Annotated in this window: 18 protein-coding genes; 8 read left to right on the top strand and 10 right to left on the bottom strand. The window is 74.5% G+C overall.

All coding sequences use genetic code 11. From position 1 onward, the window contains the following. Positions 1–10: 10 nt before the first annotated feature. Positions 11–1333, bottom strand: a complete 1323-nt coding sequence (locus KV205_RS10340; protein WP_265863841.1) for a PAS domain-containing protein — start codon at positions 1331–1333, stop codon at positions 11–13. Positions 1334–1766: 433 nt separating this feature from the next. Between KV205_RS10340 and KV205_RS10335 the strand changes: the two genes are divergently transcribed. Genes KV205_RS10335 through KV205_RS10325 form a run of 3 tightly spaced genes read left to right on the top strand, consistent with a single transcriptional unit; the run spans position 1767 to position 3197 of the window. Beyond that, the gene (locus tag KV205_RS10335) at positions 1767–2210 is read left to right on the top strand and encodes a DUF3995 domain-containing protein (RefSeq protein WP_265863840.1); all 444 of its coding nucleotides are present in this window, start codon (positions 1767–1769) and stop codon (positions 2208–2210) included. Further along, a complete protein-coding gene (locus KV205_RS10330; protein WP_265863839.1) occupies positions 2194–2736 on the top strand; it encodes an RNA polymerase sigma factor in 543 nt (180 codons plus the stop codon). Before KV205_RS10335 ends, KV205_RS10330 begins: the two co-directional genes overlap by 17 nt. Then, positions 2733–3197: a hypothetical protein gene (locus KV205_RS10325; RefSeq protein WP_265863838.1), complete on the top strand. Its 465-nt coding sequence runs from the start codon at positions 2733–2735 to the stop codon at positions 3195–3197. The genes KV205_RS10330 and KV205_RS10325 overlap by 4 nt, the downstream gene beginning before the upstream one ends. 102 nt (positions 3198–3299) lie before the next feature. Here the strand turns inward: KV205_RS10325 and pdxH are convergent, their stop codons facing one another. After that, a complete protein-coding gene (gene pdxH, locus KV205_RS10320) occupies positions 3300–3932 on the bottom strand; it encodes a pyridoxamine 5'-phosphate oxidase (RefSeq protein ID WP_374214660.1) in 633 nt (210 codons plus the stop codon). 268 nt (positions 3933–4200) lie between these two features. Here pdxH and KV205_RS10315 point away from each other — a divergent pair, with 268 nt between their 5' ends. Next, positions 4201–5301 (top strand): citrate synthase 2, encoded by a 1101-nt coding sequence (locus KV205_RS10315; protein WP_265863836.1) that lies wholly within the window; start codon positions 4201–4203, stop codon positions 5299–5301. On the opposite strand, the gene KV205_RS10310 is transcribed toward KV205_RS10315, so the two are convergent. From KV205_RS10310 to KV205_RS10290, 5 genes are all read right to left on the bottom strand, one after another. Beyond that, positions 5280–6371, bottom strand: coding sequence for an isopenicillin N synthase family oxygenase (locus KV205_RS10310; RefSeq protein ID WP_265863835.1), 1092 nt, complete (start codon positions 6369–6371; stop codon positions 5280–5282). The genes KV205_RS10315 and KV205_RS10310 overlap by 22 nt on opposite strands. A gap of 251 nt (positions 6372–6622) precedes the next feature. Beyond that, entirely contained in the window at positions 6623–7201 is a 579-nt protein-coding gene (locus KV205_RS10305; RefSeq protein WP_265863834.1) for a TetR/AcrR family transcriptional regulator, read from the bottom strand. Then, entirely contained in the window at positions 7189–7911 is a 723-nt protein-coding gene (locus KV205_RS10300) for an enoyl-CoA hydratase family protein (RefSeq protein WP_265863833.1), read from the bottom strand. Before KV205_RS10300 ends, KV205_RS10305 begins: the two co-directional genes overlap by 13 nt. Further along, on the bottom strand, positions 7908–9512 hold the full coding sequence (locus KV205_RS10295) for an AMP-binding protein (protein WP_265863832.1): 1605 nt from the start codon (positions 9510–9512) through the stop codon (positions 7908–7910). Before KV205_RS10295 ends, KV205_RS10300 begins: the two co-directional genes overlap by 4 nt. Positions 9513–9733: 221 nt before the next feature. Next, positions 9734–9883 (bottom strand): hypothetical protein, encoded by a 150-nt coding sequence (locus KV205_RS10290; protein ID WP_265863831.1) that lies wholly within the window; start codon positions 9881–9883, stop codon positions 9734–9736. On the opposite strand from KV205_RS10290, the gene KV205_RS10285 reads away from it, so the two are divergent. The 3 genes from KV205_RS10285 to KV205_RS10275 all read left to right on the top strand — a co-directional run bounded on the left by KV205_RS10285 (position 9867) and on the right by KV205_RS10275 (position 13682). Then, positions 9867–11135, top strand: a complete 1269-nt coding sequence (locus KV205_RS10285) for a hypothetical protein (RefSeq protein WP_265863830.1) — start codon at positions 9867–9869, stop codon at positions 11133–11135. The genes KV205_RS10290 and KV205_RS10285 overlap by 17 nt on opposite strands. A gap of 64 nt (positions 11136–11199) precedes the next feature. Beyond that, positions 11200–12432 carry a MoxR family ATPase gene (locus KV205_RS10280; protein WP_265863829.1) on the top strand — a complete coding sequence of 411 codons (1233 nt, stop codon included), beginning with the start codon at positions 11200–11202 and terminating at the stop codon, positions 12430–12432. After that, entirely contained in the window at positions 12429–13682 is a 1254-nt protein-coding gene (locus tag KV205_RS10275) for a VWA-like domain-containing protein (RefSeq protein WP_265863828.1), read from the top strand. The genes KV205_RS10280 and KV205_RS10275 overlap by 4 nt, the downstream gene beginning before the upstream one ends. Here KV205_RS10275 and KV205_RS10270 read toward each other — a convergent pair. Further along, positions 13675–14121: a hypothetical protein gene (locus KV205_RS10270; RefSeq protein WP_265863827.1), complete on the bottom strand. Its 447-nt coding sequence runs from the start codon at positions 14119–14121 to the stop codon at positions 13675–13677. The two genes, KV205_RS10275 and KV205_RS10270, sit on opposite strands and share 8 nt — an antisense overlap. A gap of 203 nt (positions 14122–14324) precedes the next feature. Between KV205_RS10270 and KV205_RS10265 the strand changes: the two genes are divergently transcribed. Then, complete coding sequence (locus KV205_RS10265) at positions 14325–14696, top strand: hypothetical protein (RefSeq protein ID WP_265863826.1); 372 nt, start codon at positions 14325–14327, stop codon at positions 14694–14696. A gap of 49 nt (positions 14697–14745) precedes the next feature. Here KV205_RS10265 and KV205_RS10260 read toward each other — a convergent pair whose 3' ends face one another. Further along, a complete protein-coding gene (locus tag KV205_RS10260) occupies positions 14746–15909 on the bottom strand; it encodes an acyl-CoA dehydrogenase family protein (RefSeq protein ID WP_265863825.1) in 1164 nt (387 codons plus the stop codon). Then, on the bottom strand, positions 15906–17873 hold the full coding sequence (locus tag KV205_RS10255) for a biotin carboxylase N-terminal domain-containing protein (RefSeq protein ID WP_274710309.1): 1968 nt from the start codon (positions 17871–17873) through the stop codon (positions 15906–15908). The genes KV205_RS10260 and KV205_RS10255 overlap by 4 nt, the downstream gene beginning before the upstream one ends. Positions 17874–17884 lie beyond the last annotated feature (11 nt).

Below are 17884 nucleotides of genomic sequence, written 5' to 3'. Positions count from 1 at the left end.
ACCAACCCGTTCAAGCCAGACCCGCGCCCCACTCCCCCGCCCCGTCCAGCGCCGCCGCGACCCGGGCCGCGACCGTCTCCGCGTACTCCGTGTCCTCGCGTTCGAAGGCGGGGCGGGCCGGGGAGCGGAGGAAGGTGGTGATGCCGAGGGTGCGGGCGCGGGAGCGGAGGGGGACGCAGAGGGCGTGGGCGGCGTCGGGGGGCCAGAGGCGGTCGGTGCCGGGGGTGGTGCTGGTGCGGGTGGTGCCGGGGCGGGCGAGGGCCCGGAGGGCGGGGTGGGAGGGGGCGTAGCGCAGGGGGATGCCGGCGGTGGTGAGCGGGGCGACCGGGCCGGGGGCGCCGGAGGGGGTGGCGAGGGCGCGGACCAGGCGTCCCTCCGGGGTCGCGCGGTCCACCAGGACGTGGTCGGCGAAGCCGGCGAGCGCGAAGTCGAGCAGCACGGCGGCGGCCCGCACCGGGTCCTCGACCTCGGCGGCGGCCGCGCCCGCCCGGTGCAGCTGGCTCCAGCGGAAGCGCAGCCGGTCCGCGTCCTGCGCGGCCAGCCGGTCCTCCGTGACGTCCTGGAACAGCCACGCCACCCCCAGCGGCACCGGCTCCGGCCCCTCCGCCAGCGGCGAGGCGAGCCGGACGAAACCGCAGCGCCAGCAGCGGCGGCGCTCCCCGCGCGCACCGCGCAGGGTGACCCACACGTCGGCGGGCGCGGCCGGCGAGCCCGCGGCGAGCACGTGCTGGAGGGCGCCCTCCAGCTCCTCCACGCCCTGGGTGACCAGCTCGCCGAGCGGCCGCCCGAGCAGCGAACCGCGCGCCGCGCCGAGCGCCCTGGCCGCGTGCGCGTTCACCACGGCCGGCCGCAGGTCCACGTCGACCAGGACCACACCCCACGCGGCGTCCGCGAACAGCGCCTCGCTCAGCGCGAGCGAGCGCTCCAGGTCGATCTGTACGTGCACCTCGCTGAACGCGCAGTACACCCCCGCCGGGCCGCCGTCCGCGCCCCGTACCCCCGCCGTCTGGGTACGGACCAGGACCCGCCCGCCGTCCTTCCGCAGCAGCGCGAACTCGTGCACCTGGCGGCCCGGTGCGGTCATCGCGCCCCGCAGCCGCGCCGCGATGTCCGCGGCGTCCGCGCTGCGCGCCGCCCAGCCGTCGAAGCCCTGCCGCCCGACCGCCTCGCCGGCGCTCCAGCCGAGGATCCGCTCGGCCTCCCGGTTCCAGTGGGTCACTCTGCCCGTGGCGTCGAGCGCGCACAGCGCCGCGTCCATCCCGTCGAGCAGGGCGGCCAGCAGGTCCGCCCCGGGAAGATCCGCCCCAGGAACACTCGCCGTCGAAGCAGTCATCGACACCCCCGCTTCATTCAACTGGAAACGTGACCCAGGACACAGCCCGTTCCCGAAAAAACAGGTTCCCGAAAATGGGTTGAGCGAGCGGAAGAGGCTTCTTAGTGTGTGGTCACACGCGAAAGGAGGTGATCCGAAAAAATGGTTTCTTTTCGGACTCGTGAGGTGACTGCGGGCTAAGGCCTGCCGTCGCACTCTTGTGCACCTCGGCAGGCCTTCTGCCGACACCATCGCAGTCACCCGACCCGTGGGCCGCCGGTCAGTCCGGCCGGCTCCCGCCCGACCTAGGCGCCTAGGCGGACGGGACCAAGGCCCACGGGTCGCCTGCGTTTCCGGGCCCGGATCAGCTGTGGCGGGCGTCACAGGGAACGTTCCGTGCGCTCGCCTCCTCCTCTGGGTGTCGGTTCGACACGCTCGACCAGAGGGGGCAACGGTGGTGAAGGAACGCATGGCCGCGCGGGGCGGGGCAGTGCTGCTCGGGGTGCTCGCGCTCGTGCACGTGTACTGGGCGACGGGGGCCGTCTGGCCCGCGGCCGACGAGCGGGGGCTCTCGCTCGCGGTCCTGGGGAGCGTGGTGTCCTTCGGGCCCGCGGTCGTCCTGCCGCTCGCCGCGATCGAGGCCGTGGGGGCGGTGTGCGTGGGGGTGTACGGGTGGGGGCTCGGGCCCGAAGGCCGCATGGCGCGGTTCGCTCGGCTCGCCCGGCTCGGGGCCGCCGTCTTCGCCGGCGGGCTGCTGCTGCGCGGCGCCGTCGGGGTCGTCTGGATCGTGGCCGGAAAGGACGGGTCGGGTGCCGTGTTCCCGTGGCTGAACGCGCTCGCGTACACCCCGCTCTGCCTCGCACTCGGCTGGGCGGTGGCCCGTGAACTCCGGCGCTGAGCCGCGTACGAGGGACCGCCGTACGCGGGACCGGGGCGTCGCGCTCGCCCGGGCCGCCCGGCGCGGCGACACCCTCGCCCTGCACGAGCTCCTCGACCACCTCACCCCGTACGTCACGCGCGTGTGCGGCCCGATCGCCCTCGACGACGGCCCCGACGCCGCCCAGGAGGCGCTCCTCGTCGTCTTCCGCTCGCTGCGCAAGCTGCGCGATCCGGCGACGCTGTACGGCTGGGTGCGGACGATCGCCGTACGGGAGGCGGTACGGGTGGCCCGGCGGGCCGCCCGCGAACGGCCCGCGCCGGACGGGCTCGCCGAGGTGCCGCAGCGGGGCGATCCGCAGCTGGCCGCCGACATCGGGGACGTACTCGCCCGGCTGTCGCCCGAGCACCGGGCCGTGCTCGTGCTGCGCGATGTCGAAGGGCTCGACGAGGAGGCCGCCGCGGCCGTCCTCGGCATTCCCGCCGGTACCGCCAAGTCCCGGCTGCACCGGGCCCGGCAGAGCTTCCGAAAGGCGTGGTCCGCATGACGGATGACACCCCCACCGATGTTCTCGATCCCGTGCGGCGGCTGCACGTCATGGCCGGCGCCGTCCGCGGTGCGCGCCTCGTCGAACGGGTGCTGCCCGCCGACCCCGCCGACGTGTGGGCCGTCATGAGCGACCTCGAAGGCGGCTTCGGCGACTTCCAGCCCGACATGCGGACCGTGCGCGTGCTGCGCGTCGACGGCGAGCGCGTCGAGGCCCTCGCCCGCAGCCGTTACGGGATGCGCGCCCGGCTCCACGGGGTGCTGCGGCCCGGCTGGTGCTGGCTGCAGAGCCGGTTCCTGGTGGTCGGCATGGCCGCCGCGGCGGAGGACGGCGGGGGCACGCGGGTGGCGCTCACCGGGGGCGTACGGGTGCCCGGGCGCGCCGCGCTCGTACCGTTCGGCGCGCGCCGGGAGCTGGAGCGGGGGATGGCGCGGCTGGCGGCGCGTTTCCCGGGACCGTGAGCCCCGGAGCCGTGAGCGCCGGGGCCGTGAGCCCCGGGGCCGTGAGCCCCGGGACCGTAAGCCCCGGGACCGTGAGTTCCAGGGCCGTGACTCCTCGGGCCCTCAGGGCGAGAGGCGCTCGACCCGCCACGTACCGTCGGGCGTGTCCCGTACGTATCGCAGCCGGTCGTGCAGCCGGTTCTCGTGGCCCTGCCAGAACTCGACCGCGTCCGGCACCACCCGGAAGCCGCCCCACTCCGGCGGCACCGGCACCTGCTCGCCCTCCGGGTAGCGGGTGTGCAGCTCCTCGTAACGGGCGAGCAGCTCGGCGCGGGACTCGATCACCGTGGACTGGCGGCTGGCCCAGGCGCCCAGCTGGGAGCCGTGCGGCCGGGTGCGGAAGTAGGCGACGGTCTCGTCCCGGCCGGTGCGCTCGGCGCGGCCGGTGACGATCACCTGGCGGGCCAGCGGGTGCCAGGGGAAGAGCAGCGAGACGTACGGATTGGCCGTCAGCTCCCGGCCCTTGCGCGAGCCGTAGTTGGTGAAGAAGACGAAGCCGGCCTGGTCGTAGTGCTTGAGCAGCACCGTACGGGAGGACGGGCGGCCGTCGGGGGCGGCGGTGGAGACGACCATGGCGTTCGGCTCGTGGATCGCCGGGTTGGCGGCGGTCTCCTTGAACCAGTGCGCGAACTGCTCGATCGGGTCCGGGGCGAGATCGGCCACGGTCAGCTCCATGGTCCGGTACACCTCGCGCATGTCGGCGGGATCGAGAGCATCAGGATCGAGAGCGTCTGTCACGGGCTCCATCCTGCCGCAGTGGCGGAGTTTGCCCGGCACCGCGTGCCGTTAACCCTCCGTCCCCGGAACGGCGCAGTGTGCCGGATGTCACGCTTCCCCGCATCATCGGAACCGTACAGACTCATGCGCTGGATCCCTGTTGCGTCCTGCCAACCAACGGCCGAATGATTGATCATCGATCAGTCGTTCCCCGAACGACCGATCCCCACGATTGAGGAGCCGCCCCATGTCCGACTTCGTACCCGGGCTCGAAGGAGTCGTCGCGTTCGAGACGGAGATCGCCGAACCCGACAAGGAAGGCGGCGCGCTGCGCTACCGCGGGGTCGACATCGAGGACCTGGTCGGTCACGTCTCGTTCGGCAACGTCTGGGGCCTGCTCGTCGACGGCGCCTTCAACCCCGGTCTGCCGGCCGCCGAGCCGTTCCCGATCCCGGTGCACTCCGGCGACATCCGGGTCGACGTGCAGTCCGCGCTCGCCATGCTCGCGCCGGTCTGGGGCCTGAAACCGCTCCTCGACATCTCCGCCGAGCAGGCCCGCGACGACCTCGCCCGCGCCGCCGTCATGGCCCTCTCGTACGTCGCGCAGTCCGCGCGCGGCCAGGGCCTGCCGATGGTGCCGCAGAGCGAGATCGACAAGGCGCAGTCCATCGTCGAGCGGTTCATGATCCGCTGGCGCGGCGAGCCGGACCCGAAGCACGTCAAGGCCGTCGACGCGTACTGGACCTCGGCCGCCGAGCACGGCATGAACGCGTCCACCTTCACGGCGCGGGTCATCGCGTCCACCGGCGCCGACGTCGCCGCGGCGCTTTCGGGCGCGGTCGGCGCGATGTCCGGGCCGCTGCACGGCGGTGCGCCGTCCCGCGTGCTCGGCATGATCGAGGAGATCGAGCGGACGGGCGACGCGACGGCGTACGTGAAGCAGGCCCTCGACAAGGGCGAGCGCCTGATGGGCTTCGGCCACCGCGTCTACCGCGCCGAGGACCCGCGCGCCCGCGTGCTGCGCCGCACGGCGCGCGAGCTGGCCGCGCCGCGCTTCGAGGTGGCGGAGGCGCTGGAGAAGGCCGCCCTGGAGGAGCTGCACAACCGCCGCCCGGACCGCGTCCTGGCGACGAACGTCGAGTTCTGGGCGGCGATCGTCCTCGACTTCGCCGAGGTCCCGGCGCACATGTTCACGTCGATGTTCACCTGCGCCCGTACGGCGGGCTGGTCGGCGCACATCCTGGAGCAGAAGCGCACCGGGCGGCTCGTGCGCCCCTCGGCCCGCTACACGGGCCCCGGCCAGCGGGACCCGCGCGAGATCGAGGGCTACTCCGACATCGCGAGCTGACCGCCGGACGCGCTGAGCAGGTCCGCGTGGTGGCGGGCCGCGGCGAGGGGGTGGGCGCGGAGCTTGCCCTTCAGCTCATTGCGGCCGTACTCGGCGAACAGCGGGTTCGCCGGGTCGGCCGTCACGCCGGGCGCGGCGGCGGCGTACGGGAACTCCAGCGGGGTGATCCGGGCGTCGAGCCGCGGGTTGTAGAAGAACGGCACGGAGAAGCGTTCCGTCGCGCCGGGCGGTGACACCACGCGGTGGTTGGTGGCGACCAGGTAGCCGTCGGTGGCCACCTCCAGGAGCTCGCCGAGGTTGACGACGAACGCGCCCGGCAGCGGCGGCACGTCGTGGAACAGACCGTCCTCCCGCTCCACCTGCAGCCCGCCCACCTGGTCCTGCAGGAGCAGGGTCAGGAACCCGTAGTCCTTGTGCGCCCCGACGCCCTGGTCGTCGCCCGCGTCGCCGCTGCTGCCCGGGTAGCGGACCAGCTTGAGGTGCGGGTGGGCGTGGCGGCCGAAGGCCGCGTCGTAGAAGTCCGGGCGTGCGCCGATCGACAGCAGCAGCTCGTGGAGCAGCCGCTCGGCGACGCCGGAGAGGCGCTCGATCCAGTTCAGCGCGGCGAGCCGCAGCTCGGGCAGTGCCTCGGGCCACTGGTTCGGCCCCTGCAGCCACCAGTACGGGGGCTCCCCCGGCCCCGGCAGATGCGCCGGCCGCTCGGCCCCGATGTCCAGCTGGTCCCGCCAGTCCCGGGCTCCGGCGGTCCGCTCGTCGCCGACCCGGGTGTAGCCGCGGAAGTGCGGCGAGTTCGTGGTGTCGAGGGCCAGCCGGTCGGCCTCGGGCAGCGCGAAGAAGGCGTGCATGGCGTCGGTCAGCGCGCGGGTCTCCGCCTCCGTCACGCCGTGCCCGACGAGCTGGAAGAAGCCCACGTCATGGGCGGCCGAATGCAGCTGCGCGTGCAGCAGGCGGCGGGCCTGCGGGCCGCGGTCGGCGGCGGAGAGGTCGACGATGGGGAGCTGGGAGGGGTACGAGGCGTTCGAGGGGTTCGAGGCGTTCGTACGGTCCGAGAGGTACGAGGGGTCACTCATGGTGTGCGTCCGCGTGGGGTGTACGGCGCCCGGCGCGTCGCGGGGGTGTGCGGCGGTTCCGGGCGAGGGGTGGGGGTGTCCTTGACGGTCTGGTTCAGCGGTGACCGGGACAGCCCATGCTCGCGACGCGGAGCAGATCCACGTGGCGGCGACGTACGAGCGAAAGCATGCGACCAGCGTACTGCGGGGGCGGGGCGGGCGATGTGACGGCGGTCATGCGGGCCCGCCGGCCGGGGCTCGGCCCAGGGGCGTCAGCCCAGGGCCTCGTCCAGGAGCTGCGCCCATTGGGCGACCACGCGCTCGCGACGCGCGCGGTCGTCCGTCAGGAGGGTGGCGAGGCCCAGGCCGCGGGCCATGTCGAGGAGGCCCTGGACGGATTCGCGGACGCCGGGGCGGGACTCGTCGGCGGCGAGGAGGTCGACGGCGATGCGGTGGGACTCGCGGCCGACGCGGGCCTCGAGTTCGGTGACGCGGGGGCGGAGCTGGTCCTCGTTGGAGGCGGCGACCCAGAGGTGGAGGGCGGCGCGGAAGAGGGGGCCGGTGTAGAGGTCGACGAGGGCGGCGACGACGGCGCGGCGGTCCTGGGTGGGGATGGTGCGCAGGGCCTGGGAGCGTTCCTCGGCCACGTACTCGACGGCCGCCGTGAAGAGGTCCTCGCGGGTCGGGAAGTGGTGCTGGGCGGCGCCCCGGGAGACCCCGGCCCGCTCGGCGACCACCGCGACGGTGGAGCCCGCCCAGCCGTGCTCGGCCAGGCAGGCCACCGCCGCCTCCAGGAGCCGCTGCCGGGTGGCGCGGCTCCTGTCCTGTTTGGGGCCGGTCACAGTCGCCACGAAGGGTCCCGTCGTTCGAGGAAGGCCGTCATCCCTTCGCGCGCCTCGGCCGAGGCGAACAGCGAGGCCGACAACTGCACCAGCTCCTCCGCCTCGCGTTCGAAGGTTTCCAGGACTCTAGCCGTGACCAGGCGCTTCGCCTCCCGCAGGCCCTGCGGGGAGGCCCGGCGCAGGCCGTCCAGGATCGGGTCGAGGTCGGCGGTGGGCCCCGTCACCAGGCCCATCGCCCGCGCCTCCGCCGTACCGAAACGCTCCCCCGTCAGGTAGTGGCGGGCCGCCGCCCGCGGCTCCAGCTTGGGGAGGAGGGTGAGCGAGATGACCGCGGGCGCGACCCCGATCCGTACCTCCGTGAGCGCGAAGTCCGACCCCTCCGACGCCAGGACGACGTCGCACGCGCCGAGCAGCCCCAGGCCGCCCGCCCGCGCGTGCCCGTCGACCACGCCCACCACCGGCTTCGGCAGCTCGACGATCTGCCGGAGCAGGTCGACGAAGGCGTACGGCCCGGGCGGCGCCTTCAGGTCCGCGCCCGCGCTGAACGTACCGCCGGTGTGGGTCAGGACCACCGCCCGTACGCCCGGGTCCTTGCCGCAGGCGGCCAGCGCGTCCGCGAGCGCGGTCACCAGCGGCGCCGAGAGCGCGTTGCGGTTGGCCGGGGAGTCCAGGGTGAGCGTGGTGATGCCCCGGTCGGACCCTGTCTGGATGAGGCTCATGCGCGGTTCCTCAGTTCCCGGCGCAGGATCTTGCCCGACACCGCTCGGGGCACGGTGTCGATGAACTCCACCTGCCGGATCTTCTTGTACGGGGCGACCCGCTCGGCCACGTACGCCATGACGTCCTCGGCGCCGAGCTCCGGCCGGCCGGGCGCCGCCGCCTGACGCACCACGAAGGCCTTCGGGACCTCCGTGCCGTCGCCGTCCACGACCCCGATGACGGCCGCGTCGGCGATGCCCTCGTGCGTGAGCAGCAGTGCCTCCAGCTCGGCCGGGGCGACCTGGAAGCCCTTGTACTTGATGAGTTCCTTCACCCGGTCGACGACATACAGCCAGCCGTCCTCGTCGACCCGCCCGATGTCGCCGGTGTGCAGCCAGCCGTCCGCGTCGATCATCGCGGCGGTGGCGTCCGGCCGGCCCAGATAGCCCTTCATGACCTGCGGGCCACGGATGGCGATCTCGCCCTCCTCGCCCGACTCGCCCCCCGGGACGTCCTTCGCCGGGTCGTCGAGCGCGACCAGCCGCATCTCGGTCGACGGCAGCAGCTTGCCGACCGTGCCCGGTGGGGGGTTCTCGGTGGCGAGCGGGACGAGATGGGTGCCCGGGGACAGCTCCGTCATGCCGTACGCCTGGAGGATCGGCGGCAGCCCGAGCCGCGCCGAACAGGACTCGGCGAGGGCGGCGTCGAGCGGGGCGGCGGAGCAGACGATGTACTTCAGGGACGACAGGTCGTAGTTCGCGACCGCCGGGTGCTTGGCGAGCGCGAGGACGATCGGCGGCGCCACGAACAGGACGTCGATGCGGTGCTTCTCGATGGCGGCCAGGAAGCCGTCGAGCTCGAAGCGGGGCAGGACGACGACGGTGGCGCCCTGCCGCAGCGGGGCGTTCATCAGCGCCGTCAGGCCGTACACGTGGAAGAACGGCAGCACGGCGAGGATGCGTTCGCCGGAGCCCATCGGCATCAGGGGTTCGAGCTGGGCGAGGTTGGTGGCGATGGAGGTGTGGGTGAGCATGACGCCCTTGGGGACGCCGGTGGTGCCGGAGGAGTACGGGAGGGCGGCGACGTCCGAGTCCGGGTCGATGTCGAGGACCGGCTCGGGGGCGGTGGAGGCGAGGAAGGACTGGAGGGACCGGGTCGCGTCCCCCTCCGGCGTCGCGTCGCAGAGGAGGATCTCCTCGACGCCGCCCGCGAGTTCGGCGGCCGCGCGGGCCGTCGCAAGCAGCGGCGACACGGTCACGATCCAGCGCGCGGCGGAGTCGCGGAGCTGCTTGGCGAACTCCTCGGGCGTGGCGAGCGGATGGACGGTGGTCACGGACGCGCCGGCGCGGGTCGCCGCGTAGAACGCGACCGGGAACAGCACCGTGTTGGGGCTGTGCAGGGCGAGGACGTCGCCCTTGCGCACCCCGGCCTCCGCGAGGCCTGCGGCCACCCGCCGGTGGAAGGCGTCCACCTGCGCGTACGTGAGGGTGAGCGCCCCCTCGCCGCCGGTGCCGTCGATCAGCGCCGGGCGCTCGCCGAACTCTGCGGCACGGCCGAGGACGGCGTCGTGGATGGGACGGGAGACGACCGGAACGTCGGCGAATTCACTGCGGAACACCATGCGTACATGCCCCCTGAGCGACAGGATGTCTGGTGCGCGTGCGTTGTGGGGAGATCTGGGCCGACCTTGGCAGCACTACGAGAAACAAGCAAGCGTGCCTGCATGATTCAGGATTTACCCTGGCGGGTCGTGACCGCGTGTGGTTACGATCGGCGCGATGACGACTCATTCTGCTCTCAGATTGGGGGTCCCGTCCGCGCAAGGTGAGTGCTGATGACCACTCACATCGCGAACGGTGCCACCCGTTTCCCCGCTTCTTCGCTTTCCGCTTCTTCGCTTCCCGCTTCCTCGCATTCCGCTTCCTCGCTTCCCGCCTTCTGGTCGCGCGTGCGCGCTTTCGCCGTGCCGGCCGCCATGATCGAGACCGCCACCGCCCGCCGCCTGCGCGGCGACTGGGCCGGGGCGTGCGCCACCGCGGGCTTCGACGTCGACCTGGACCTCAAGCTGCTCGTACGGGCCCGAGGCCGCGAACTGGCCGCCCGCGTACGGGCGGACCTGCGGCACCTGGCGCCGGACCTGCTGCGCTGGCACCTGCCCCGGGTCGCGCCCGACGGGCTGCTTCGACCCGGCCTCACGATCGCGCTCGCGCGGTACGACGACCTCACGGGCGACCGGCCTCCCCTGCACCTCGTGGTGCGCACCCCGCCCGCCTGGGCCGGGGGCGGACAGCGCGTCGCGCTCGCCCTGTGGGACGGGGTGGACCCGACTTGGGACGACCCGGCCGTCCACCCCGCCGTACATCCGCATCCCCGGCCCAGCCGGCGCTTCCGGCTCGACCTGCACCGACATCTGTGGGACGCCCGCCGGGCCGGTGAGCTGCGGGAACGCTCCGGGGCCGGGCTGGGCCCGGACCTGCCGCCGCGGCCCGAGGCCGAGCGCTGGGCGGCCGAGGCCCGGATCCTGCTCGCCGCCGAGGGGCGGACGGCCGGTGCCGTGGCCGTACGGGCCGGGGAGCGGCGGCTGGTCCTCGACGTCGGCGGTTCCGGCAGCGGTTACGGCTCCGTACGGGCCGTAGGCGGTTCGGGTACGCGGCTTCCGCTGCTGCCCGACGCGGCGACCTGGCTGCCGCCCGACCTAGAGCTGCTGCGCGCCGGGGCGGTCGAGCCCGGGCGGCTGCATCCGCTGGTCGCCGCCGCTCTCGCGCCGGGGGCCGCCCCCGCCGTACGGGTCCCGGACGACCCGGGCGCGCCGCGCATCGTGGAGTGCCGGGGCGCCCGACACCGGATCGCGCTGGTCGACGGCGTCCTCGCGCCGCTCGACCACGATCCGGCGCAACTACGGCGCGAGGAACTGCTCTTCGCACTGTCCGGCCCCCCGCTGCCCTGTCTGCGGGCCATCGACGAGGCGCACCGGCGCCCGGACTGCCTGGACGGGGTCCGGGACCGGATCGTCCACGGCGACGTGGCCGGGGCGCTGGCCGTCGTCGAGGGACTGCTCGGTCCGGCGGCGGTGCTGCGGGACGGGCCGCTGCGCGGCGCGCTGCACAGCGCGAAGACGCAGCGGCTCTCGTACGGGCTCTACCGGGCGGGGCTCGCCGGACCGCCGCCGCCCCGCTTCCTCCACGAGTTCCGACTGGGCGGCAACCCGCACACGCGCCATCGCCCGCGCCACGCGTCTTTCTAGGCCCGAGCCGGCCTGAGCCGACCCGTGCCCTCCCCTTCCCTCCTCACACACCACGGTGACCCTTATGACCACATTTGCTAAGCCTTCGGCCGAGCTGGACATCGCCGCCGACCTCCTCACCCTCCTCCGCACCACCGCCACCGAACCCCGCCCCAACCCCCAACTGGAGGCCGTGACCCTCGCCGTCGCCGCCGACCTGCCCGTCCTGCTGTGGGGCGAGCCCGGCATCGGCAAGACCGCCGCGCTGCACCAGCTGGCCGAGTCGCTCGACCTGCCGCTCACCACCGTGATCGCCAGCGTCCACGAGCCGTCCGACTTCTCCGGCCTGCCGATCGTCGGCGACGACCCGGCCGAGCAGGGCGTGCCGCTCGCGCCGCCGGACTGGGCGGTGCGGCTTGTCCGTGCCGGGCGGGGGCTGCTGTTCCTGGACGAGCTGTCCACGGCCACGCCCGCCGTGCAGGCGGCGCTCCTCCGGCTCGTCCTGGAGCGGCGCATCGGCTCCCTCCAACTGCCGCCCGGGGTACGGATCGTGGCTGCCGCCAATCCGCGCGCCTCGGCGGCGGACGGGTGGGAGCTGAGCGCGCCGCTCGCCAACCGTTTCGTGCATCTGCAGTGGACCCATGACCCGGAGGTGGTGGTACGGGGCCTCGGCGGCACCTGGCCGCGCGCCACGCTGCCCCAGCTCGACCCCGAACTGCTGCCCGGCGCCGTCGACTTCGCACGGCGGGCGGTGACCGGGCTGCTCACCGCCCGGCCCACCCTCGTCCACCGGCTGCCGGGCAGCGAGACCCGCAAGGGCGGCGCGTGGCCGTCGCCGCGCAGCTGGGACATGACGCTGTCCCTGATCGCCTTCGCGACGGCCGCCGGGGCGACCCGGGACGTGCTCGCGCAGCTGGTGCGGGGGACGGTCGGCGACGGGCCCGGGCTCGAACTCCTCGCCTGGATCGACCGGATGGACCTGCCGGACCCGGAGGTGCTGCTCGCCGACCCGGCGGGCGCGGAGCTCCCGGAGCGCGGGGACCGGCGGCAGGCCGCCCTGGAGGGCGTGGTCGCCGCGGTCAACGCCCGGCCGGAGCGGGCCCGTTGGGACGCGGCCTGGGAGCTGCTCGTGCGGGCGGCGGAGACCGGGCCGCCGGACCTGGTGGTGGTGCCGGCCACGACGCTGGCCGCGCTGCGGCGGGAGGAGTGGGAGGTGCCGGTGGCGATCGAGCGGCTGGCGGGCGTGGTGGACGTGTCCCGGCGCGCGGACCGCGTGCCGGCGGGGGCGGGCCGCGTGACGGCGGGGGCGGGCCGATGAGCGCCCCCACCGAGGCCACGGCCCCGCTCTCCCTCGACCGGGAGAAGCTGTACGCGGCGCGGCTGCGGGCGGTGCGGGCGCGCCCGTACCTGGCGACGGCCCTGTTCGCGCTGCGGGTGGTCGAGTCGCGGCGGGTGCCGACGATGGCGGTCGACCGGTACTGGCGGTGCTACGCCTCGCCGGGCTTCGTGGCGCGCACGTCGGTCGACGAACTGGCCGGGGTGTGGGTGCACGAGGTGGCGCACCTGATCCGCGACCACCACGGGCGCGGCGACCGGATCGCCCGCCGCGAGGGCTTCGAGGGGCGGCCGGCCGACCGGCTGCGGCTCAACATCGCCGCCGACTGCGAGATCAACGACGACATCTACGGGGACGGGCTCGACACACCGGAGGGGATCGTCACCCCGGCGCTCCTGAACGTGCCCAAGGACGAGCTGATGGAGGACTACGTCCGGCGGATCCGCCTGGAGTCCCTGCCCGGCGGGCTGCACCTGTGGCTGGACTGCGGCAGCGGCGCCGACGGCCTGGAGCGGGAGTGGGACCTCGGCCCGGACGGCGCGGACGGGCTGAGCGAGCAGGAGCAGGACGCGGTGCGCTTCAAGGTGGCACAGGGGCTCACCGGGCCGCCGGGCGAGGCGCCGGCGGGGTGGCGGCGGTGGGCCGAGGAGGCGTTCCAGCCACCGCAGCCGTGGCGGGAGTTGCTGGGCTCGGCGATCCGCGCTGCGGTGGGCGGCGCCGGGGCCGGCGACGACCACAGCTACGGGCGGCCCTCGCGCCGCTCGGTCGCCCTGCCCGGCACGATCCTGCCGAGCCTGCGGCGCCAGCCGCCCCGGGTGTCGGTGGTCATCGACACCTCGGGCTCGGTCAGCGACGCGGAACTCGGCGCCGCGCTCCTGGAGGTGGCGGCGATCTCCCGCGCGGTCGGCGGGCGGCGCGACCTGGTGCGCGTGGTCTCCTGCGACGCCGCCGCCCGGGTCGCCGACCCGCTGTGCGCGGCGGAGGGCATCACCCTGATCGGCGGCGGCGGCACCGACCTCCGCTCCGGCTTCACCACCGCCCTGCGCCGGCACCCCCGCCCGGACGTCGTGGTCGTCCTCACCGACGGCCAGACCCCCTGGCCCGCCACCGCCCCGCCCTGCCGCACGATCGTCGGCCTCTTCCCCCGCCCGTACTACCGCCTCCGCCCGGGCGACGACGGCTACGTCCCGGACACCCCACCGGACTGGGCCCGCACCGTCCGCATCAACTGACCCGGCGGCTCACCGCCGCCTGCCCCAGGGCCAGCCAGCGCACCGGCCAGTGCAGGAGGACGGCCAGGCAGAGCAGCCAGCCGAGGGAGTGGACGGCCCAGACGCCGGCGAGGGTGGGGCCGCCCCAGGCCTGGTGGTAGTCGGTGTCCGCGTACCAGAGCGGGTAGCCGAGATTGCGCACGGTGTTGAAGGCGGCGTACGCGAGGAGGACGAAGGCCGTCACGTCCAGGGGCAGACCGAGGACCGTCCGGGCCAGAACCCGGGGGCCGGTCCAGCGCCCGGGTCCGGCGGGCGAGAGGCGGGACCGGAGACGGGCGGCGCGGGTGGGCTGCCCGACGAGGACGAGGACGCTCGCCGCGAGGCCGACCGGGAGGGCCAGCAAGGCAAGCCCGGAGGTGCGCAGGTCGGCAGCGGCGATGGTACGGATCGAGGTGGCCATGGCCGCACCTTCGCGGCCGGACGGCGTCCCCGTCGTCGTACCGGGGAGCCAGATCCCGCCTCGTACCGTCGTACGACCCTCGACCCTCATCCCTGTCCGGGACAGGGCCGGGCCCGTCCGGGACGGCGGGTGTCCCTTGCCCCGCCGGCCGGACCGCCCGGACGCTGGTGCCCTCCCACCGTCACCGACCGAAGGGGTACGCCATGCCCGCATCGCTCACCGCCGCCCGCACCGCGCTCGCGGCGCTGCTGCTCGCCGCGCCCGCCGTCGTCGTGGCCGCGCCGGCCGAGGCCGCCGAGGCGGCGGCGACCGCCTGTCCCTGGAGCCAGGGCGCGCCGCCGAGCAATCTGAACCCGTACAGCAGTACGGACTACGCCGCCGGCAGCGCGCCGATCAGGGTCGGCCCCTACGGGGCCTGCACGGCCGTGACCACCAAGCCGTCCGGGACGGCGATCACGGTGAACTGCTATGTCACCAACAGCTACGGCAACACCTGGTCGTACGTCCGCGGCAGCGGCTGGGTGTACGACGGGAACCTGCGCAACGGCGGGTCCACCCACCCCTGCCGGTTCTAGAACCGCCGGCCAACCGGTCTGCCGGTCAGCCGGTCAGCCGGTCAGCCGCTCAGTACGACTTCGGCAGGCCCAGGGTCTGGTGCGAGACGAAGTTGAGGATCATCTCGCGGCTGACCGGGGCGATCCGGGCCACCCGGGCCGCCGTGATCAGGCGGGCGAGGCCGAACTCGCGGGTCAGGCCGTTGCCGCCGAGGGTGTGGACGGAGGTGTCGACGGCCTTCACGCACGCCTCGGCGGCGGCGTACTTCGCCATGTTCGCCGCCTCGCCCGCGCCCAGGTCGTCGCCCGCGTCGTACAGGGCGGCGGCCTTGCGCATCATCAGGCGGGCGAGTTCGAGTTCGATGTGGGCCTGGGCGAGGGGGTGGGCGATGGCCTGGTGGGCGCCGATCGGGGCCTTCCAGACCTGGCGCTCCTTCGCGTACTTCACGGCCTGCGCGAGCGCGTAGCGGCCCATGCCGATCGCGAAGGCGGCCGTCATGATCCGCTCGGGGTTGAGGCCCGCGAAGAGCTGCAGCAGGCCCGCGTCCTCTCCACCACGGCCTCCGGCGTGGGAGGTACCCCCACCGACCAGCGCGTCGGCCGGCAGGTGCACGTCGTCGAGGGTCAGCTCGAACTGCTTCTCGTTCGCGTCGAGTTCCATCTCGATGTGGCGCCGCCCGAAGCCCGGCGTGTCGCGCGGCACGATGAAGAGACACGCCTTGAGGCTGCCGGTGCGGGCGTCGGAGGTGCGGCCGACGATCAGGGTCGCGTCGGCGATGTCGACGCCCGACACGAAGACCTTGCGGCCGTTGAGGACCCAGCCGTCCTCGGTGCGGGTCGCGGTCGTCGTGATCCGGTGGGAGTTGGAGCCGGCGTCGGGCTCGGTGATGCCGAAGGCCATGGTGCGGGTGCCGTCCGCGAGCCCCGGCAGCCAGGCCCGCTTCTGCTCCTCCGTGCCGAAGCGCGCGATGACCGTGCCGCAGATCGCCGGCGACACGACCATCATCAACAGCGGCGCGCCGGCCGCGCCCGCCTCCTCCAGGACGATGGACAGCTCGGTCATGCCGCCGCCCCCGCCGCCGTACTCCTCGGGCAGGTTCACGCCCAGATAGCCGAGCTTGCCGGCCTCCGCCCAGAGCGTGGCGCGGTCGAAACCGGGGCCGTGGCGGTGGCCGAGGGCGGAGACGGCGGCGCGGAGGGCGGTGTGTTCCGGGGACTCTATGAGCGTGCTCATGCGGGGTCTTCCTCCTGGGCTTCGGTCGATACGACGGCGGGCTGTACGACGGCGAGCAGGGCGCCGACCTCGACCTGGCGGCCGGGGGCGGCGTGGAGCGCGGTGAGCGTGCCGGAGGCGGGTGCGACGACCCGGTGCTCCATCTTCATGGCCTCCAGCCAGAGCAGCGGCTGCCCGGCCTCGACCCGGGCGCCTGCTGCCAGGCCCTCGGCGATCCGGACGACGGTGCCGGGCATGGGCGCGAGCAGGGAGCCGGGCGCCCGGCTCTCGGAGGGGTCGGTGAAGCGGGGTCGGGCGGTGAGCCGGTGCGGGCCGACGTGGACGACCCCGCCGGGGTAGCGGGTGATCTCGAAGTCCCGTACGACTCCGGCGACTTCGAGCCGTACGCGGTGCGGGGAGGCGGACACGACCGTGACGCCCTCCGGGGCGGTGACCTCGTGGCCGCCGGTACGGGTCGGGCGGTACCGGACCTCGTACGCGCCCCCGGCCCCCTCGTACGTCCGCGTCTCGTCCTGCGAGCGGACGTTTCGCCAACCGCCCCCGAAGCGGCCCGCGTTACTCGCGGCCTCCGCGAGCGCCGCCGCCACCGCCGCCTGCTCCACGGAGGCCCCGGCGGGCGGGGCGGCGGTCAGGGCGTCCAGGTGCCGGTCGTAGAAGCCGGTGCCGAGCCGGTCCGGGTCGGCGAAGTCGGGGTGCCGGAGGGAGGCGACGAGCAGGTCGCGGTTGGTGGCGGGGCCGTGGAGCCGGGCCCGTTCCAGGGCGCGGGCGAGCTTGCGTACGGCCTCGGCGCGGGTCGGCGCGTGGGCGACGACCTTGGCGAGCATGGCGTCGTAGTGGACGCCGACCGTGTCGCCGGAGGCGTAGCCCGTGTCGACGCGCAGGCCGGGCCCGGCGGGGAACTCGACGGCGTGCAGCACGCCCGTCTGCGGGGTCCAGCCGCCCGCCGGATCCTCGGCGTAGAGCCGGGCCTCGACGGCGTGGCCGCCGCGGGGCGCGGGCGGCTCCGGTGGCAGCGGACGCCCCTCGGCGACGGCGAGCTGGAGGGCGACCAGGTCGAGGCCGTGGACCTCCTCCGTCACCGGGTGCTCGACCTGGAGCCGGGTGTTCATCTCCAGGAAGTGCGCCCTGGGGGTCCCCCCTGCTCGGGCGAAGCCGAGAGCTTGGGGGACGTCGGCGACCAGGAACTCGACGGTGCCCGCGCCGACGTACCCGACGGCCTTCGCGGCGACCGCCGACCGCGCGTACAGCTCCTCGACCAGCGCGTCCGGGAGGCCGGGCGCCGGGGCCTCCTCGATGACCTTCTGGTGCCGGCGCTGGAGGGAGCAGTCGCGGGTGCCGAGGGTCCAGACGGTGCCGTGGGTGTCGGCGAGGACCTGCACCTCGACGTGCCGGCCGTCCTCGACGTACGGCTCGACGAACACCTCGCCGTCGCCGAAGGCGCTCAGCGCCTCCGCCGACGCCGCCTTCAACTCCGCTTCCATGGAGCTCAGTTCGCGTACGATCCGCATGCCTCGGCCACCGCCGCCGGCCGCCGCCTTCACCAGGACCGGCAGGTCGGCCTCGGTGAGCGCGGCGGCGTCGAGCGGCGCGACGCCGAGGAGTTCCTTGGCCCGGGTCTTGGACGCCATCGCCTCGATCGCGGCGGGCGGCGGCCCGATCCACACCAGGCCCGCCTCGGTCACGGCCCGCGCGAAGTCGGCGTTCTCGGAGAGGAAGCCGTAGCCGGGGTGCACGGCGTCGGCGCCCGCCGCGAGCGCGGCCGCCACGATCAGGTCGCCGCGCAGATACGTCTCCGCGGGCGTCGCGCCCGGCAGCCGTACGGCCGCGTCGGCCTCTCGTACGTGCAGGGCGTCGGCGTCCGCGTCGGAGTGGACTGCGACGGTGGCGATGCCCAGGTCGCGGCAGGTGCGGAAGACCCGGCAGGCGATCTCGCCCCGGTTCGCCACCAGGACAGCGGTAATCAGCTCGGTCATCA

The organism is Streptomyces sp. SKN60, assembly GCF_026236535.1.
GTDB lineage: Bacteria > Actinomycetota > Actinomycetes > Streptomycetales > Streptomycetaceae > Streptomyces.
The sequence above is the reverse complement of the archived record's forward strand: the minus strand, read 5'-3'. Positions and strand labels throughout refer to the sequence as shown.

What these genes read in the sequence shown, in the direction of transcription:
- KV205_RS10310 (WP_265863835.1), bottom strand. Translation starts at nt 6,371, where the DNA reads ATGAGTGACCCCTCGTACCTCTCGGACCGTACGAACGCCTCGAACCCC.
- KV205_RS10325 (WP_265863838.1), top strand. Translation starts at nt 2,733, where the DNA reads ATGACGGATGACACCCCCACCGATGTTCTCGATCCCGTGCGGCGGCTG.
- KV205_RS10315 (WP_265863836.1), top strand. Translation starts at nt 4,201, where the DNA reads ATGTCCGACTTCGTACCCGGGCTCGAAGGAGTCGTCGCGTTCGAGACG.
- KV205_RS10285 (WP_265863830.1), top strand. Translation starts at nt 9,867, where the DNA reads ATGATCGAGACCGCCACCGCCCGCCGCCTGCGCGGCGACTGGGCCGGG.
- KV205_RS10270 (WP_265863827.1), bottom strand. Translation starts at nt 14,121, where the DNA reads ATGGCCACCTCGATCCGTACCATCGCCGCTGCCGACCTGCGCACCTCC.
- KV205_RS10295 (WP_265863832.1), bottom strand. Translation starts at nt 9,512, where the DNA reads ATGGTGTTCCGCAGTGAATTCGCCGACGTTCCGGTCGTCTCCCGTCCC.
- KV205_RS10300 (WP_265863833.1), bottom strand. Translation starts at nt 7,911, where the DNA reads ATGAGCCTCATCCAGACAGGGTCCGACCGGGGCATCACCACGCTCACC.
- KV205_RS10340 (WP_265863841.1), bottom strand. Translation starts at nt 1,333, where the DNA reads ATGACTGCTTCGACGGCGAGTGTTCCTGGGGCGGATCTTCCCGGGGCG.
- KV205_RS10265 (WP_265863826.1), top strand. Translation starts at nt 14,325, where the DNA reads ATGCCCGCATCGCTCACCGCCGCCCGCACCGCGCTCGCGGCGCTGCTG.
- KV205_RS10275 (WP_265863828.1), top strand. Translation starts at nt 12,429, where the DNA reads ATGAGCGCCCCCACCGAGGCCACGGCCCCGCTCTCCCTCGACCGGGAG.
- KV205_RS10280 (WP_265863829.1), top strand. Translation starts at nt 11,200, where the DNA reads ATGACCACATTTGCTAAGCCTTCGGCCGAGCTGGACATCGCCGCCGAC.
- pdxH (WP_374214660.1), bottom strand. Translation starts at nt 3,932, where the DNA reads ATGCGCGAGGTGTACCGGACCATGGAGCTGACCGTGGCCGATCTCGCC.
- KV205_RS10260 (WP_265863825.1), bottom strand. Translation starts at nt 15,909, where the DNA reads ATGAGCACGCTCATAGAGTCCCCGGAACACACCGCCCTCCGCGCCGCC.